Origin of the sequence: Candidatus Aquicultor sp. (assembly GCA_036504445.1) — a bacterium.
In the GTDB taxonomy this organism is placed as follows: Bacteria; Actinomycetota; Aquicultoria; order Aquicultorales; family Aquicultoraceae; genus DASXVE01.
Genome location: DASXVE010000003.1, coordinates 1 through 16,426 on the forward strand (window position 1 = coordinate 1; position 16,426 = coordinate 16,426).

14 protein-coding genes are annotated in these 16,426 nt (G+C 51.0%); 13 read left to right on the top strand and 1 reads right to left on the bottom strand.

Annotated elements, in window-relative coordinates; all coding sequences use genetic code 11:
* Positions 1-225: 225 nt before the first annotated feature.
* Positions 226-3,006, bottom strand: coding sequence for an AAA family ATPase (locus VGK02_00060; GenBank protein HEY3373448.1), 2,781 nt, complete (start codon positions 3,004-3,006; stop codon positions 226-228).
* A 237-nt stretch (positions 3,007-3,243) separates the two neighbouring features.
* On the opposite strand from VGK02_00060, the gene VGK02_00065 reads away from it, so the two are divergent.
* From VGK02_00065 to VGK02_00125, 13 genes are all read left to right on the top strand, one after another.
* On the top strand, positions 3,244-4,362 hold the full coding sequence (locus tag VGK02_00065; GenBank protein HEY3373449.1) for a Nif3-like dinuclear metal center hexameric protein: 1,119 nt from the start codon (positions 3,244-3,246) through the stop codon (positions 4,360-4,362).
* Positions 4,363-4,365: 3 nt separating this feature from the next.
* Complete coding sequence (locus tag VGK02_00070) at positions 4,366-5,073, top strand: C4-type zinc ribbon domain-containing protein (GenBank protein HEY3373450.1); 708 nt, start codon at positions 4,366-4,368, stop codon at positions 5,071-5,073.
* A 16-nt stretch (positions 5,074-5,089) separates the two neighbouring features.
* Complete coding sequence (locus tag VGK02_00075; GenBank protein ID HEY3373451.1) at positions 5,090-5,572, top strand: ribonuclease HI family protein; 483 nt, start codon at positions 5,090-5,092, stop codon at positions 5,570-5,572.
* Positions 5,573-6,114: 542 nt separating this feature from the next.
* On the top strand, positions 6,115-7,566 hold the full coding sequence (locus VGK02_00080; protein ID HEY3373452.1) for a menaquinone biosynthesis decarboxylase: 1,452 nt from the start codon (positions 6,115-6,117) through the stop codon (positions 7,564-7,566).
* Positions 7,553-8,425 (top strand): UbiA-like polyprenyltransferase, encoded by an 873-nt coding sequence (locus VGK02_00085; GenBank protein ID HEY3373453.1) that lies wholly within the window; start codon positions 7,553-7,555, stop codon positions 8,423-8,425. Before VGK02_00080 ends, VGK02_00085 begins: the two co-directional genes overlap by 14 nt.
* Positions 8,426-9,070 (top strand): flavin prenyltransferase UbiX, encoded by a 645-nt coding sequence (locus VGK02_00090; protein HEY3373454.1) that lies wholly within the window; start codon positions 8,426-8,428, stop codon positions 9,068-9,070.
* A gap of 104 nt (positions 9,071-9,174) precedes the next feature.
* The gene (mqnE, locus tag VGK02_00095) at positions 9,175-10,275 is read left to right on the top strand and encodes an aminofutalosine synthase MqnE (GenBank protein HEY3373455.1); all 1,101 of its coding nucleotides are present in this window, start codon (positions 9,175-9,177) and stop codon (positions 10,273-10,275) included.
* Positions 10,276-10,363: 88 nt separating this feature from the next.
* Positions 10,364-11,197: a menaquinone biosynthesis protein gene (locus VGK02_00100; protein ID HEY3373456.1), complete on the top strand. Its 834-nt coding sequence runs from the start codon at positions 10,364-10,366 to the stop codon at positions 11,195-11,197.
* A gap of 4 nt (positions 11,198-11,201) precedes the next feature.
* Entirely contained in the window at positions 11,202-12,266 is a 1,065-nt protein-coding gene (gene mqnC / locus VGK02_00105) for a cyclic dehypoxanthinyl futalosine synthase (GenBank protein ID HEY3373457.1), read from the top strand.
* Positions 12,266-13,090 carry an MTAP family purine nucleoside phosphorylase gene (locus VGK02_00110; GenBank protein ID HEY3373458.1) on the top strand — a complete coding sequence of 275 codons (825 nt, stop codon included), beginning with the start codon at positions 12,266-12,268 and terminating at the stop codon, positions 13,088-13,090. The genes mqnC and VGK02_00110 overlap by 1 nt, the downstream gene beginning before the upstream one ends.
* The gene (locus VGK02_00115) at positions 13,091-14,365 is read left to right on the top strand and encodes an amidohydrolase family protein (GenBank protein HEY3373459.1); all 1,275 of its coding nucleotides are present in this window, start codon (positions 13,091-13,093) and stop codon (positions 14,363-14,365) included.
* Between the two features lie 169 nt (positions 14,366-14,534).
* A complete protein-coding gene (locus VGK02_00120) occupies positions 14,535-15,311 on the top strand; it encodes a hypothetical protein (protein HEY3373460.1) in 777 nt (258 codons plus the stop codon).
* Positions 15,312-15,732: 421 nt separating this feature from the next.
* A complete protein-coding gene (locus VGK02_00125; protein ID HEY3373461.1) occupies positions 15,733-16,404 on the top strand; it encodes a BON domain-containing protein in 672 nt (223 codons plus the stop codon).
* Positions 16,405-16,426 lie beyond the last annotated feature (22 nt).

A 16,426-nucleotide genomic window follows, 5' to 3' on the forward strand; every position in this document is an offset into this window, starting at 1 on the left:
AAGCTCTTTTCCTCTAGCCAATCAGATCCATTCGTTGTAAGATGCAACATAAAAGCGTGCTCCTTTCGTTTGATTGGTCTCAAAAGGAAGGGTACGCTTTTTTGCTTAAAAAGCCAATCCACAACTTTTAGTTATAACTCAGCAGAAAAAAGAAACAAGTGAATAAAAAAGAGCGGAGAGAAAGCCTCTCCGCTCTTTACATTGCTAGTCGTTACGTATGGCCTGCTATTCAGGCGTGCCGCCGTCAGCGGCTTCTTCCGGGCCTGCTTCCTTCGGCCTAGGCTCCTGAGCCTTAGCCTCCTCGATGGCTTTTTCCAGCTCGCCGACAGGCGTTGTCGCAGTTGCCGTGACGCCTTCCAGTTTCTTGAACGCGATTTTGCCGTCCGTATCAACGTCGGCGACAATAACGTCGCCCTCGCCGTACGCACCGCGCAGCAACTTGGAAGCGAGCGGGTTTTCAATCCGTCGCTGGATGGTCCTGCGAAGCGGGCGCGCCCCGAGAAGCGGGTCAAAGCCTTCTTTCGCGAGCACGTCTTTCACCGCATCGGTAAGCCGCAGCGCAATCTGCTGGCCCTTAAGCTCCTGCTCGACACGGATCATCAAGATATCGACGATCTCTCGGATCTGAACCTCGGTCAGCGGGTGGAAGACGATAATCTCGTCGACACGGTTTAAGAATTCAGGCCTGAAGCTGCGCTCAAGGGCGCGCAGCACCTCGTCCTTGACGTTCTCGAACCGTTTTTCGTCTTCCGCCGCCGCCGGTCTAAACCCGAGCGCCGCGCCTTGCTTGATGAACTGACTGCCGATGTTCGAGGTCATGATAATCACGGTGTTCTTAAAGTTCACCGCGCGACCCTTCGAATCGGTGATGCGGCCGTCGTCCATAATTTGCAGCAGGACATTGAGCACGTCCGGGTGCGCTTTTTCGATCTCATCGAAAAGCACGACCGAATACGGGCGACGTCGTACAGGCTCCGTTAACTGGCCGGCTTCTTCGTAGCCCACATAACCGGGAGGCGCACCGATCAACCGTGAAACCGTATGCTTCTCCATGTACTCGCTCATGTCGATGCGAATCAGCGCTTCTTCTTCACCGAAGAGGTGTTCAGCAAGCGCACGGGCGAGCTCGGTTTTACCGACACCGGTCGGCCCGAGGAAGATAAAGCTTCCGATCGGGCGCTTTGGGTCTTTCAGGCCCGCGCGAGCCCTTCGAATCGCCTCCGAGACCGCAACAATTGCTTCTTGCTGCCCGACGACTCTATCATGTAATGCCGCTTCCATGGTGAGCAGCCGCTCGCGTTCTTCCTGGACGAGCTTCTGCGCGGGCACCCCGGTCCAGCTGGACACGATTTCGGCGATATCCTCGGTCGTAACCGTGGCATCGGCCATGCCCCGCACCCGAGCCCAATCGCGCGAAGCTTTATCGAGCTCATCTTGAAGCTCGCTTTCTTTTTCGCGAAGCTTCATGGCGCGCTCGTAATCCTCGGCTTTTACAGCGCTTTCTTTCTCGCGCTGAATTGCTTCGAGCTGCTCTTCGATACCCTTAACATCGACCGGTGGCACGGTCGATTGCAGCCGTACTTTCGCGCCGGCTTCATCGATCAGATCGATTGCCTTGTCGGGCAGGAACCTGTCGGTTATGTACATATCAGAAAGCTCGGCAGCCGCGAGAATAGCCTCATCGCTGATCTTCACGCGATGGTGCGCTTCGTAGCGATCACGCAAACCCTTAAGGATCTCTATCGTATCTTCAACGGACGGCTCGCTGACCATAATCGGCTGGAACCTGCGCTCTAGCGCCGGATCGTTCTCGATATGCTTGCGATACTCGTCAAGCGTTGTTGCGCCGACAACCTGCAACTCGCCACGGGCGAGCGCCGGTTTAATCATGTTCGCGGCATCGATTGCACCTTCGGCCGCACCCGCACCGGAGATTGTATGTAGCTCATCGATAAAGACGATGATCTGCCCGCTCTGCTGGCGGAGTTCGTCCATAATGCGTTTCAGGCGCTCTTCAAACTCACCACGGTACCGTGTACCGGCTACCATACCGGCAAGGTCGAGCGCTACGACTCTTTTATCCCTAAGGATATCCGGAACTTCACCGGCTTCGATTTTCTGGGCAAGCCCATCGGCGATTGCGGTCTTTCCAACACCCGCTTCACCGATCAACGCCGGGTTATTTTTTGTCCGGCGGCTTAAGATTCGGATAATGCGCTCGATCTCCTTATCGCGACCGATAATCGGGTCGAGCTTGCCCTCACGCGCAAGCCTGTTGAGATCGCGGCTGTACTGGTCGAGCACCGGCGTTTTACTGCGCGCTTGCGCGCCCGGTGCCGTCGGCGGCATTTCACCACCGGGGCGATTTGTACCGGCCATGCTTAAAACCACCTCGCGAACGCGGTCGATAGTAACACCGCGCCGCTTTAATACCTGTGCGCCGATTCCTTCGTCTTCGCGGATTAATCCGAGAAGCAAATGCTCGGGGCCGATAAACCGTTCACCCATGGAGCGTGCTTCATCGAGAGCCAGCTCTAGCGCACGCTTACTGCGCGGGCTGAGTGGAATCTCTTTTTCGGCGGCTCCTTTGCCTCTGCCGATAAGATCTTCGACCTCATAGCGCAGGTCACCAAGGTTAACACCAAGGTTCATCAATATTTTAGACCCGACCGATTCGCGGCTTAAGCCAAGAATCAAGTGCTCGGTGCCTACATAATCGAAATCAAGCCTAACTGCCTCGTTAGCGGCAAGGTTAAGCGCTTCTTGGGCGTTCGCCGACAGCATGTCCAGAATGTCCTGGCGATGCTGTTGTTTAAACAGCTCGGAGAACATATTGGTCATATCCGGCATTCCGAAAAGTCCGCCGAACGCGTCTGACGGCGGCGACGGGAGAATCCCTACCTCGCGAGCACACTGCTCGCAGACGTACGTAACATCTTTATGGTCGCCCTTGACCTGCGTGTACGTCACGCTGGCGGGGCGTTCTTTGCATCTTTGACACAGCAACGAATTCGACCTCCTTTGTCTCAATATAATTCTTCCCGTTCACTAAGATAAACATGAACGGGAAGGTCGTAAAATCCTATGTTGTTCTAATAATATTATATCAGACGTTGCAAGAACAATTAGGCAGTTGACCGGCAAGTAAGCATACGGGAGCACCTGTGTTTATACTGTTTATCGCGCCGATAATACAGCGGCACTTCTAAGGAAGCTTCCCATTATGATACGATGGGCGGGGTGATGAAAATGACGGTTGTCTCACAAATTATGGGTATAGTTGAAGATATAGCGCCTGCTTATTACAAATCCGAGCAGGATAAAATCGGTTTGCAGGTGGGAAACCCTGCCGCTGACGTTACAAAAGTTCTGGCTACTTTGGAAATCACCCCCGGCGTCATTCGGGAAGCCCGCGAAAAGGGCGCGCAACTCATATTTTCGCATCATCCGCTCATCTTTCAGAGTCTTGACCGCGTGCTTATAAACGACTATATCGGCGGCATGGTTACAACGCTTATCCAATCAGGTATTTCGGTTCTTGTTGCGCATACCAATCTTGACCGGGCGCGTGATGGTGTAAGCGATGTTTTGGCCGCGGCTCTTGGCCTGGAGGATATCCAGGTTATGCTGCCCGCGGGCGATATCCAGATATTCAAGCTCGTGGTATTTGTACCCGCAGAAAATATTAATGAGATGATAGCGGCAGTTGGAAATGCGGGCGGCGGAATTATCGGCGATTACAGCCATTGCACCTTTAGAGCGCAGGGAACAGGAACGTTTTATCCCATGGTGGGCGCACAGCCGTATCTTGGCAGCGTCGGTGAGCTTAATCAGGTTGATGAATATCGCCTTGAGGTCCTGATTGCGCCTAATAAGGTTGATCGTGTTGTGCAGGCCATGCTAAACACGCATTCTTATGAGGAGCCTGCATTCGATATTTATGAGGTAAAAACGCCGCCGTCGGGCGTCGGCTTTGGACGAATCGGAAATCTTGAGAAGCCGCACAGCTTACGCCAGTGTATAGAAAAGTGGAGCGTAGTGCTCGATAGCGAGCTTAAAGTCGCTGGTGATTGGAAAATAACTGTTAAGCGGGTAGCCGTGTGTGGCGGAAGCGGTGGTGAGCTTATGAGTGTTGCGAAAGCATCGGGCGCCGACGTATATGTGACCGGAGATATAAAACATCATGCCGCCCATGCCGCGCTCGGCATGGGCCTCGCCATTGTCGATGCGGGGCACGCCGAGACGGAGCGCTTGGTTATACCCGAAGTCGCCAAAGAAATTCAGCGCAAAATATATGAGGAGCGCCTTGACGTAAGTGTTATAGTTTCGGAAGTAAATACGATTCCGTGGAATAAAGGGTAGAGTATGGACGATCATCAGAAACTGCTTGAACTGCAGGAGATAGACACGAAGATTGACGCGCTTAATTACCGCGAGAAGAACCCCCCGGAGCGCGACCGTTTCGTATTGCTTTCCGAAGAGGCTAAAAAAATGGGGAGCCTTCATGCGGCATTTGAAAAGAAACTGCATGATGAAGCGGTGATACAAAAACGGCTCGAAGACCAGCTTACGAGTCTCAATGCAAAGATAAAAAAAGAGCAAAAGCTCCTATATGGCGGTACAATCAACAACCCGAAGGAGCTCGCGGGTGTCCAGCAAGAAGTTGAACATCTCACGGGGCATGCCGATGAAAAAGAGCTCGAGCTTCTCGAGCAAATTGACGTCGTTGATAAACTCAAACATGATGAAAAGATAGTTGCCGACCGGTTGAAAGCAAAAAAAGCCGAGGTTGAACAGGCAAAGGCCGCGTTAGATAAAGTACGCTCGGAGATAAATACCGAGCGTGACAAGTTAACAAGTGAGAGAGAGCCAATCGTTGCCGCACTAAGCGAAGATGTACGGGAACTTTACCTGAGAACGCGAACAAAGTATTCGCTTGCCGTGACCGTTATGGAGGAAGGGCTGTGCCGGGGATGCAGGGTTGAAGTCCCGAGTACGGATGCCGAGCGTATCGCCGCAAGCAGCAAGCTCGAAAAGTGCCCGAGTTGCGGTAGAATTATAGTAAAGAAATAGGAGACAAAAAGTACAAATGGCACGTTACGAAAAGATTATCATCTATAGCGATGGCGCGGCCCGGGGGAATCCTGGGCCTGCTGGCGCTGGGGGCCAAATACTGACCCCGTCCGGTAAAACAATAGCCGAAATATCCGAGTATCTTGGTGAAACCACAAATAATGTCGCAGAATATAGTGCGCTCATACTTGCTCTCGAAAAAGCCCGCGAATTTTACCCGAAAGAAATCGAGATTAGAGCTGACAGTGAGCTCATGGTAAAGCAGCTAAACGGCGAATACCGTGTAAAGAACGAGGGGCTAAAGCCGCTCTATGATCGTGTCCGGCAGTTGCTTGTGGGCGTTAAGAAGGTAAATGTGCGTCATATCTACCGAAGCGATAACAAACGTGCTGATGAGTTGGCAAACGAGGCGATAGATTCTCAAGAGCCTAGTGAAACGCGCTTTAATGCACATGAGCAGCCCCCCGGCAACCACCCGGGGCAAGGTATATTGTTTTAACAAAATAAAGACCCCAAGAAACCTTAAGTAATTCTCAGTACTCACGAATCATTCCCGTTTCGTTCCTCTTGGCGTATACCTTCTAATTTGGTCCCTAGACCATCCCATCTGGCACTCCGCCTCAAGGTCGCTACTGGTACATCTCGTTTTCTCGAGCCTTACGTCCAGCCCCTTGGGGTCTGGTTTTAGATTATCAAAATCTATAGATGATGTCAACAACATTTCCAAAATAATTCTGTTGGGATTCTCAGATACAGCAGGTAAGCAAGGGTATGGTTAACAAGCACATGCTATACAACCATACCATATAGTAATACTACATACGAAGCATTTTGTGTGCTGTAAAATTGGCCAAGATGGTTACGGCTTCTGGCCATAGACGTGACGCAGCAGGCCACACATCTGCACGTTTAATCCTTGCAAGGCTGTGCCACGTGTGGAATTGCCCAGCATATCTGACAATTGAATCTTTGCAGAAATTGCAACAATGTCATTCCAAACGATATAATGCGTGATAGTGAATTGAAAGGTGGATAATACTAGTGGCATTTCGCGACTTACGAGAATTTATCGCATTCCTAGAATCAAAAGGGCAACTTAAGCGTGTTGCGGCTGAGGTTGACCCGATCCTGGAGGTTACTGAGATTACGGATCGCATTAGCAAACAGTACGGTCCGGCGATCCTGTTTGAAAATCCCAAAGGGTCTAAAATGCCGATTCTAATGAATGCGTTTGGCACTTACGAGCGTATGAGTTGGGCTCTCGATGCAAATCATCTCGACGAGGTTCCGGAGCGGCTCATGCAGCTTCTTCCTGATGGCGAGCCCGGTACGTTCTGGGAGAAGCTGACTACAGTATTTAAGCTTAAGAACATTGCCGACTACAAACCCAAAGAAGTCAAGACAGCGCCGTGTCAGGAAGTTGTCCTGACCGATGGGTTTTCACTTCACGATATTCCCGTTCTCCAATGTTGGCCGCAGGATGGCGGTAGGTTCGTGACGCTGCCGCTTGTCATTACGAAAGATCCTGAGAGCGCCCGGCAAAACCTTGGCATGTACCGCATGCAGATCTTTGACGACACGACGACCGGTATGCACTGGCACGCCCACCACGACGGGGCAAGCAATCATCGCAAGCATCAAAAGGACGGTAAAAATATTGAGGTTGCGGTTGCGCTCGGCGGCGACCCCGTCACGATTTATTCGGCGACAGCGCCGCTTCCACCCAATGTTGAAGAACTCTTTTTTGCAGGCTTAATCCGCCGGCAAGCGGTCGAAGTTGTCAAGGCTAAGACTGTCGATCTCTTGGTGCCGGCGCATGCCGAGATCATCCTTGAAGGATACGTTGACCCGGAGGAGACCAGGTGGGAGGGACCATTTGGCGACCATACCGGCTATTATTCGTTGGCCGATTACTATCCGGTATTTCACGTGCAGTGTATAACGATGCGCAAGAACCCGATTTATCCGGCAACGATTGTTGGAAAGCCTCCGATGGAGGACTGCTACATGGGCAAAGCGACCGAACGGATTTTCCTTCCGGTGCTTAAAGCCGCACTGCCCGAGATAAAGGATATTAACTTGCCGCTCGAAGGGGTATTTCATAACTGTGCGATTGTTTCCATTAAAAAAAGCTACCCCGCGCACGCTTATAAAGTAATGAGCGCGCTCTGGGGTTTAGGCCAGATGATGTTTACGAAAATGATAATTATCGTTGACGAAACGGTTGATGCACAAAATATGTCTGAGGTACTGTGGAAGGTATTTAATAACGTCGATCCGGCCCGTGATATTATGGTTGTTAAGGGTCCTCTCGATGCACTCGATCACTCGTCCAATACACCAAAGTTTGGTTCCAAGATGGGGATCGACGCTACAAAGAAATGGCCCGAAGAAGGCCATACGCGAGAATGGCCGGATGATATAGAGATGGACGAGGATACAAAACGCATGGTAGATGCAAAATGGAAGGAATACGGTCTTGAGCAAGCTTAAAACCGTCCTCGAGATGATAAAATTTGAGCATTCTATATTTGCGCTGCCCTTTGCCTACATGGGCATGATGCTCGCGGCAAACGGTTTCCCGAGCGTTGCGCAAATAATTTGGATTACGATAGCGATGATCGGCGCCCGAAGCTTCGCGATGGCAGTCAACCGCTATATCGATCGCGAGATCGACGCGCGCAATCCGCGTACGGCCGAAAGGGCGATCCCGGCAGGTAAACTTACCTCTGGCTACGTTCTCGGATTTAGCGTAATTAGCTTGATCATATTCTTTGTCGCGACCTACCAGCTTGCGCCGCTCGCTCGAATTGTCTGGCCCGCAGTCGTTCTCCCGTTTATCATCTACTCGTACACTAAACGATTTACCTGGTTAAACCATGTTGTGCTTGGTATTTCACTCGGTTTAGCCCCCATTGGCGCTTGGGTAGCGATAACGAATGGTCTCAGCTGGCCTGTTGTTGTTCTTGGCGCGGCAGTTACGCTTTGGACGGCGGGCTTCGACATCATCTATGCTTGTCAGGACGTTGATGTTGATAAGCGCGATAAACTTTTTTCAATTCCGGCGACTTTCGGTGTTGAGCGGGCGCTGCTTGTAACCCGCGCGTTTCATGTGCTCACCGTTGCGCTCTTATTCACCGTGGGTGTGACCTTTAAGATGGGCGCGGTTTACTACTTCGGCGTTATGATAACCGCTTTGCTTCTCACGTACGAGAACAGGCTTGTCAAACACAATGATCTGTCGCGCGTAAATATGGCGTTCTTTACGGTAAATGGGCTTATCAGCCTGCAGATATTTGTCTTTACGGGCTTAGATTTTGCCGTCAGATATCTATTTAAGGGGCTGGCGTAATTGCCGCAGGTAGCGAAAAACAAAGAATTTGCGGTCGCCATTACCGGTGCAAGCGGCTCGATTTACGGCAAACGCCTTATCCAAGAACTCCTCAAAGCAGGCCATGATGTTTCCCTTATCATCTCTGATCCCGGCAAGCAGGTTATCGCCCACGAGCTCGGGTTTTCTTTTAGCGGTGACAACGCCGAGGCTGAACTTTTAAAGTGGCTGGGCGTTGATCCTAAGCAACAGTTTGACGCGACTGATACAGAAGGGCGGCTTACATATTATCGCGACGACGATCTAATGGCCCCGATTTGTAGCGGCTCGCATCTTACCGACGGAATGATTATAATCCCGTGCAGTATGGCGACGCTTGCCGCCGTCGCGAACGGCTTATCGTCGAGTTTGATCGAGCGTACCGCCGATGTTGCGCTCAAAGAGTCGCGGCGTCTCGTGCTGGTCCCGAGAGAAACGCCGTTTAATCGCATCCATTTGAAGAATATGCTCGCAGCGGAAGAAGCTGGGGCGAAAATCGTCCCCGCGATGCCCGGGTTTTATACAAATCCAACCATAATCGACCAAATGGTTGATTTTGTTGTCGGCAAAGCACTCGATCAATTAGGCGTAGGGCATAACCTGTTTGAACGCTGGCACGGAGAGTAACGAACATGCAATAGCGCTTATAGCTGTAGCAAGTAGCAAAGTAGCTAATATTTATATCTTTAGCTGCTTCGTTAGCTGTTATAGATCATGAGTTAGGGGGAACAATGGTACCAGCAATAACAAAGATAGATTTGAAAGAGATAGAAGAAAAAGTAATGGCCGGCGGGCGGCTTAGCCGCGAAGACGGTGTTGCATTATACGAGCTAAACGACCTCATCTTTTTAGGTGCTCTTGCACGGTGCGTAAAAGAGAAAAAGACCGGTAACTACACGTATTTTAATGTTAACCGGCATATCAATTTGACGAACGTATGTGTAAACGGCTGCAAGTTCTGCGCGTTTAATGCGAAGAAATCGACCGACCCGCATGCGTACACGATGACGCTCGAAGAGGTACTAAACCGGGCGCTCGAAGCTCCGGGTATCGGAGCAACCGAGCTGCATATAGTAAGCGGCTGTCATCCCGACCTGCCGTTCGATTACTACCTCGGGGCAGTTCGTGAGTGCAGGGAAGCACTGCCGGATATCCACATACAGGCCTTTACGGCTGTCGAGATCGATTATTTTACGCAATTGACCGGGATGTCGATTCGTGAAGTGCTGGAGACGCTTAAAGATGCCGGTCTCGGTTCGATGCCGGGCGGCGGCGCGGAGGTGTTCAGCCCGCGCGTTCGCGGCCAGGTTTGCGCCAACAAAGCAAATGCCGATCGCTGGCTGGAGATAATGAAAACAGCCCACGAGCTCGGCATCCGGTCGAATGCGACAATGCTGTACGGCCACGTCGAGACATATGAAGAGCGTATCGATCACATGATCAGGCTTCGCGAGCTTCAGGACGAGACCGGCGGGTTCCAGAGTTTTATCCCGCTTCCGTTTCTCCCCGACAATACCGAGCTTGAGAATATACAGAAGACGACAGCTTTCGACAACATGAAAACATATACAATTTCGCGTTTGGTGCTCGACAACTTCGATCATATTAAAGCGTTTTGGATCATGGTCGGAATGAAACTCGCCCAGCTCTCGCTCGATTTTGGCGTAGACGATCTCGACGGCACCGTCGTCGAGGAAAAAATTATGCATATGGCCGGCGCGACGACCGACGAGTCGGTTTCAAAAGAAGAGCTCATACATTTAATCAAAGATGCCGGTCGCACACCGGTTGAACGAGACACGCTATATAACGTTATTCGGGTGTTTGAGTAGAATAGAATTAAGTGGGTGCTTTTCGCATATACGGCTTGCGCGAAGGCGATATGCTGCCAGCGCCAAACTAAACATGGAGGGAACAACATTGCTACGACCACGAGTCGGTCATATCCAGTTCTTAAATTGCCTGCCGCTCTATTACGGTTTAGTGCAAAATAACGTTCTACTTGACGTGGAACTTATCAAAGGGACACCGACAGAATTAAATCGCATGATACTTGACGGCAAACTCGATATAAGCCCGATGTCATCAATCGAGTTTTGTCGCAACCATAAAGACCTGATGCTCATGCCGCACTTGGCAGTTGCGGCCGACGGCGAGGTAAAGAGCATTCTCTTCGTAAGCAAAGTGCCGATTGAGGAAATGGACGGTCGTCCGGTAGCGCTAACAAGCTCATCGGCTACCTCGCAAGCGCTCACCAGGATTATCCTTAGGGATAAGTATAAGGTTTCGCCGAAGTATTTCGTATGCCCGCCCGACCTTCCCGAGATGCTCATGGAAGCGGACGGCGCTCTGCTTATCGGCGACGACGCGCTTCGCGTGCTCTACGATCCCCCGAAGGACCTGTATCTCTACGATCTTGGAATAGAATGGAAAGAGATGACCGGGCGTAAAATGGTATTCGCTGTGTGGGGAGTACGCCGCATATTTGCCGCAGAAAACCCGGAGCTGGTAGCGGAAGTGCAAGCGGCGTTTCTAAAATCGATGGAGTATTCGATAAACAAGGTCGATGAAATCGCTCAGGCTGCGGCACGTTGGGAAGCATTCGACGCCGGTTTTCTTAAAGAGTATTTTATGAGTTTGAAGTTCGATCTCGATTCGGCTTATCAGCAAGATCTGATGGCGTATGCGACGAGAGCGTATGAACTCGGCTTTATGCAGGAAATCCCGAAGCTCGAGTTTGTGGAGGGTAGTTAACTACATGGATCAATATCAGATACTCGGCGAGGTCGTGTACGGACGTCGTCTAACTGAAGAAGAGGCAATTTACCTGATCAACGAAGGAGATTTGCTGGCTATCGGTTCTGCGGCCAATAATATCCGCTCGCGCGATTATCCGGATACGGTCACATTTATCATCGACCGCAATATTAACTACACCAACATTTGCACGAGCAAGTGCAAGTTCTGTGCATTTTACCGCGATAAGGCAGACCCGGACGCATATCTCTTAAGCAAAGAAGAGATATTTATGAAGATCGAAGAGACGCTTGCGCTCGAAGGCACGCAGATAATGCTGCAGGGCGGGCTCAATCCCGATCTTACCATTGATTATTTCGAGGACCTCTTCAAAAGCATCAAAGGGCGCTATCCGATTGTCATTCACTCGCTCGGCGCACCGGAGGTCGCCTACATCGCGGAGATTTCAAAGATCGAAGTGGATGAAGCGCTCACACGTTTGCATAAAGCGGGGCTCGATTCATTGCCAGGCGCCGGCGCAGAGATTTTAGTCGATCACTACCGTAGCGCCGTAAGCCCGAATAAGGTATCGGCCAAACGTTGGCTCGAGGTAATGGAGCGGGCGCACCGTCTCGGTATCGAGAGTACGGCGACGATGATGATGGGCGGGCCCGATACGGTCGAGGACCGTGTCGAGCATATGAGTAAAATCCGAAGTTTGCAGGATAAAACCGGTGGTTTTCGGGCGTTTATCGCCTGGACGTACCAGCCGGGTTACACTGAACTCGGCGGTAAAACAATGTCGTCCAGACAGTATTTAAAGACGCTTGCCGTATCGCGGTTGTTCCTGGACAATTTCGATCACATTCAAGGTTCCTGGGTCACTCAGGGCAAAGACATAGGGCAGCTCAGTCTGTCGTTTGGTGCCGACGATCTGGGTAGCATCATGATTGAGGAGAACGTCGTGCGGGCAACCGGGGTGGCGTATGCCATGTCAAAAGAGGAGATCGTAGGCCTTATTCAAAGTACCGGCAAACACGCCGCCAGGCGAAATACAGTGTATGAAGTAATCGAGAGGTTTGATTAATGAACCATATACCGAACGCAAACTTTGCCGTAATCTGTGGGTCGAGCACGTTCTCGATACAGTTTCCTGAAGCGCTCAACGACCCCGGTATAGAAATTCTTGCTGATGGCCTTGTTTTTGAGACGCCGTATGGCGAGAGCCCTGTGTTTACGCTCTTCAAGCTAGATGAGAAGCGTGTGCTCACCTGTAAAATGCACGGTTGGCGTAGCGGGGTTACGCGAGCCGACGCTTCAAAGCAGGTATTTTGGGTGTTCCGTGAAGCCGGCGTTACAAATATTCTTGCCGAGGGCGGCGTCGGCGCAGTAAACCATCTGCTTAATCCGCGAGACGTTATCATACCGACCGATTACATCGACAACTCGATGCGAAAAGATGTAAGCCTCGGCTCCGATTATCTCCTTATCATGCGCAATGCTGTTTGCTCGGACCTGCATGAGGCGTTGTTTGAATCGGCGCAGAAGTACGCGATGGCGCGCATTTTTGAACGCGGTATTTACGCCAACACCGATGGGCGCCACTTTGAGAGCCCGGCTGAGGTTGCGGTACTCAATCAATGGGGCGCCGATGTCGTTGGGCAAAGCATCTGCCCCGAAGTATACCTCGCCCGTGAGATCGGCGCGTGCTATGCAGGTGTTTACCTGGTGGTTAACTATGCCGAGGGCATTGTCGAAGACTGGACGCATGAAGAACTAGCGGAAATATTCTACAGTGAATCCGAAATGGTTGGGAAAATTCTTGTCGACGCGTTACGAGCCGCTTCGCTTGAGCCGTCCTGCGAGTGCAAAGACCTGCGCAAACAAACGCTCCTTGCAGAGGAATCATAGATGATTTACACGTCGGACATCGTTCTTCCCATAACGCAAAACCCTATTAGAAAGGGAGCCGTTCTCGTTGAAAACGGCCTTATTGCAGCAGTTGGCGAGCGTGAATCACTTCTGCAGGCTCATCCCGATGAAAAAATCAAAGATTTTGGTTGTTCGATTCTCATGCCCGGCCTCGTTAACCTGCACGGCCATCTCGAGTGCTCATTATTTGAAGGGCTCGCGCAACCGACGCAATTTATCTCATGGCTGGAGGGAATAATTCAAGCGGGGCGTCGTCTGGACCAAGCAGGCTGGGTTGAAGCGGCGCGCCTCGGTGTAAGAAAGTACTTTGAGGCGGGGATAACCTGCACGGCCGACATAACCAGGTCGGGCGCGGGGGTTCTGGCGATGGCTGAGGTGAAAATGCCCGGTATTGTCTATATGGAGGCCGTGGCCATTGATAATAGCAATTTAGCTGATGCGGTTGTCGATATCCTTGGGCAGCTAAAAAGTGCTGAAATGATGGTCCAAACCGATACGTTTGCAATTGGGCTGTCACCTCATTCACCGTACACTCTCTCAGAGCCGGCGCTTAAGGCATGCATCGAAATAGCAAGCACGGGCAACCTACCGGTTACAACCCACCTCGCCGAAACACAAGCGGAATGTGAGCTGCTTCAGAATGGTTCCGGCGAGCTTGCCGTGTTAATGGGTAAACGCTTAAAGATCGATGCGATCGAGCGTGGGGGGTACGATACAACGCCGGCCCGGTATCTGGACCGGCTCGGAGTGCTGCAGCCCGGCCTAATTGCTGCCCACGGTGTTTGGCTGACCGCTGAAGATCTCGGGCTTTTAAAGGAAAAGGGCGTCTGTATTGCCGCTTGCCCTACATCCAATGAGCTACTCGGCACCGGCAAAGCCTCGATTTCGCAATTCTTCGAACAGGGGCTTGAATTCGGTATCGGTACCGATAGTGCAGCTAGCAATCCGCAGCTCGACCTTTTTGATGAAGCCAGAAAGATGTACCGGCTGTACAAAGAACAAACCGGCGGTGATGAACGGCTTACCGCACAACATATTATCCATAAACTTACAATCAATGCAGCCCAGGCGCTTGGTTTGGCAGATAAGCTCGGCTCCATCGAGCCTGGCAAACGGGCGGATTTCATTGGTGTCGATTGTGCGGGTGCCGTTAACGCCGGCAATGACGTCTACGCATTTATCCTCGAACATACCTCTAAAGCACAGGTTAATAATACGGTACTAGGCGGGAATCTCGTATATACGCGCTCGTAGATAGTGACGTAGCTTATCTGAGACGCCAAAGCCTGTACGATAACTTGAGATAAAAGACCAAACACTATTCAAAACTTCGTAGATTAATTCTATAATAGCAGCAGGGCCTAGAGGAGTAGCAATTGAATTAATTACCGAAGCATAGCTGAAGTTTTAACAGGGGTTAAACATGAGACGGAGTTCTAGCAGCACCGAGGCTTGGTATGCTTTGCTTGCGCTAATATGCGCAATTGCCGGTATCGGGGTCGGCCTTCGCTGGAAGGCTGGTCCGGCAGGCGGTCTTAACATGTTAAAGATTAACACCATAATATTTCCAATCGCCCTCATGTTCCTGTCGTCCCTCGTTACCTGGTTTATTACGGTCAATTATTCCAAAAAGAAACAGATCAGGTACCAGAAAGAGCTCGCCAAAAAAACAGTCCGCAAGACCTTCGAGTTGATGAAAACATCAAAACGCACACTCGATAACCTGGATGTCAAAGCAAATCGTATTATGAGCGCAAGCCCAGGTCCCACAATCGATAAAGCACTCTCATACGAGGTGCTTCAAAATATCCGCAATCAAATCGTCGAAATCTATAACGGGATGCGCATTTGCATTGAAGATTGGCGAGAGGTGCTCTCCGAGGAATTCGACGAGATAGAAAAGAAAGAGCGCATGCTCGACAAGCTTACGTTCGAGCATCTTTTCAAATCTCAGAAGTTAAAAGAGTACGAGCAAACGGGTACTGGTACCGAGAAAGAGATCCTGACGATTAAAGCCGACCTCGCCCGTATTGCCGAGCGGCAGCGAACATCGCAGATCGACATAATCAGCGAGTCGCGCAAACTCGTCGGCGCGCCGATCACCGCTATCACCAGTGTGGCCCAATCAGCTCCGGCCCAAATTATGCTGGAACAGCCGCAAAACCAGACGCTCTTCTTGAACGGCGACGAAAATAGCTAAATCCCCCGATAAAACGCTATAAAAACCCTGATTTTATCTTAATAACTCTAAAGCGAGGTATAAAACTGCCGATATATCTATTACAAGGTTTTGCATATTCCTTACCAGGGAATAAAAAATCGCCGCTCTTAATGCGAAAAAAGACAACCGATTGGTTGTGGGCTGTTCCAGGGGCATTATGAGTGGAAGGGATCAAAACCCGGCTTTTACCTAACTGCGTAGAGTAAAAGCCGGGTATTTCTTTGTCTTCCAGCACGTTTCTTAACATTTCAATTCGGGTAAATATACCCCGCAATCTGCAATTATACGCTTTGGCGATGTGGGCAAGCGGGTGAGCAGTTAGTTAGACGCAAAGCAAAAGGCATGCTCGCCCTATGATTCTACGCTGAATTGGGCTGCTTATTAAAGGGAGGGTATACATATGGTAGGAGAAGGAATTGTCAACGATGTGCTACGGGCGCTAGCTAACGATACTCGCATCGATGAGGCGCTGATTACAGCGGAAAGTGACGAACCCGGCGTCATTATACTCAGCGGCCAGGTAGATACATATAACGAGAAAATAATTGCCGAAGAAATTGCCGGCCGGGTGCGAGGTGTGCGCGATGTTATCGATAACATCGCCGTGGTACCGCCGGTAGTGCGCTCTGATTCCGAGATTGCCGAGAGCATCCGCACCAATCTAAAGTTGGATGCGTGGGTTGAGTGGCCCAGAGTCGACGTCGAGGTTATCGACGGAGTCGCCTTCTTGCGCGGCACGACTATTTCGCCGGTAGAGAAGCAGGAAGCGGAAAATGATGCCCGCTGGGCTGCCGGGGTCATAGACGTTGTTAATCATCTCATCGTAAAGCCCGAGATGAAAATCGCCGACGCTGAAGTCGCACGTGATGTCAGGGCTGCCCTCATAAAAAATACCAGGCTCGACTTGACCGAGATGGAAGTAGACGTGTCGGATGGCGTGGTTACACTCACCGGCGAAGTCCCGAACTTTACACAAAAACGGATTGCCGAATTCGTTGCGTTCTCGGTACCCGGCGTTGTTGATGTGGTCAACGAATTGCATGCGCACGGGATTCAAAGAAGGGTCGCTTAAGAGAAAGGACAGGCGTATGGTA

Bases quoted from the DNA above. Each gene is read 5' to 3' on its own strand.
- VGK02_00065 (HEY3373449.1), top strand. From the start codon at position 3,244: ATGAAAATGACGGTTGTCTCACAAATTATGGGTATAGTTGAAGATATA.
- VGK02_00070 (HEY3373450.1), top strand. From the start codon at position 4,366: ATGGACGATCATCAGAAACTGCTTGAACTGCAGGAGATAGACACGAAG.
- VGK02_00075 (HEY3373451.1), top strand. From the start codon at position 5,090: ATGGCACGTTACGAAAAGATTATCATCTATAGCGATGGCGCGGCCCGG.
- mqnE (HEY3373455.1), top strand. From the start codon at position 9,175: ATGGTACCAGCAATAACAAAGATAGATTTGAAAGAGATAGAAGAAAAA.
- mqnC (HEY3373457.1), top strand. From the start codon at position 11,202: ATGGATCAATATCAGATACTCGGCGAGGTCGTGTACGGACGTCGTCTA.
- VGK02_00110 (HEY3373458.1), top strand. From the start codon at position 12,266: ATGAACCATATACCGAACGCAAACTTTGCCGTAATCTGTGGGTCGAGC.
- VGK02_00115 (HEY3373459.1), top strand. From the start codon at position 13,091: ATGATTTACACGTCGGACATCGTTCTTCCCATAACGCAAAACCCTATT.
- VGK02_00120 (HEY3373460.1), top strand. From the start codon at position 14,535: ATGAGACGGAGTTCTAGCAGCACCGAGGCTTGGTATGCTTTGCTTGCG.
- VGK02_00125 (HEY3373461.1), top strand. From the start codon at position 15,733: ATGGTAGGAGAAGGAATTGTCAACGATGTGCTACGGGCGCTAGCTAAC.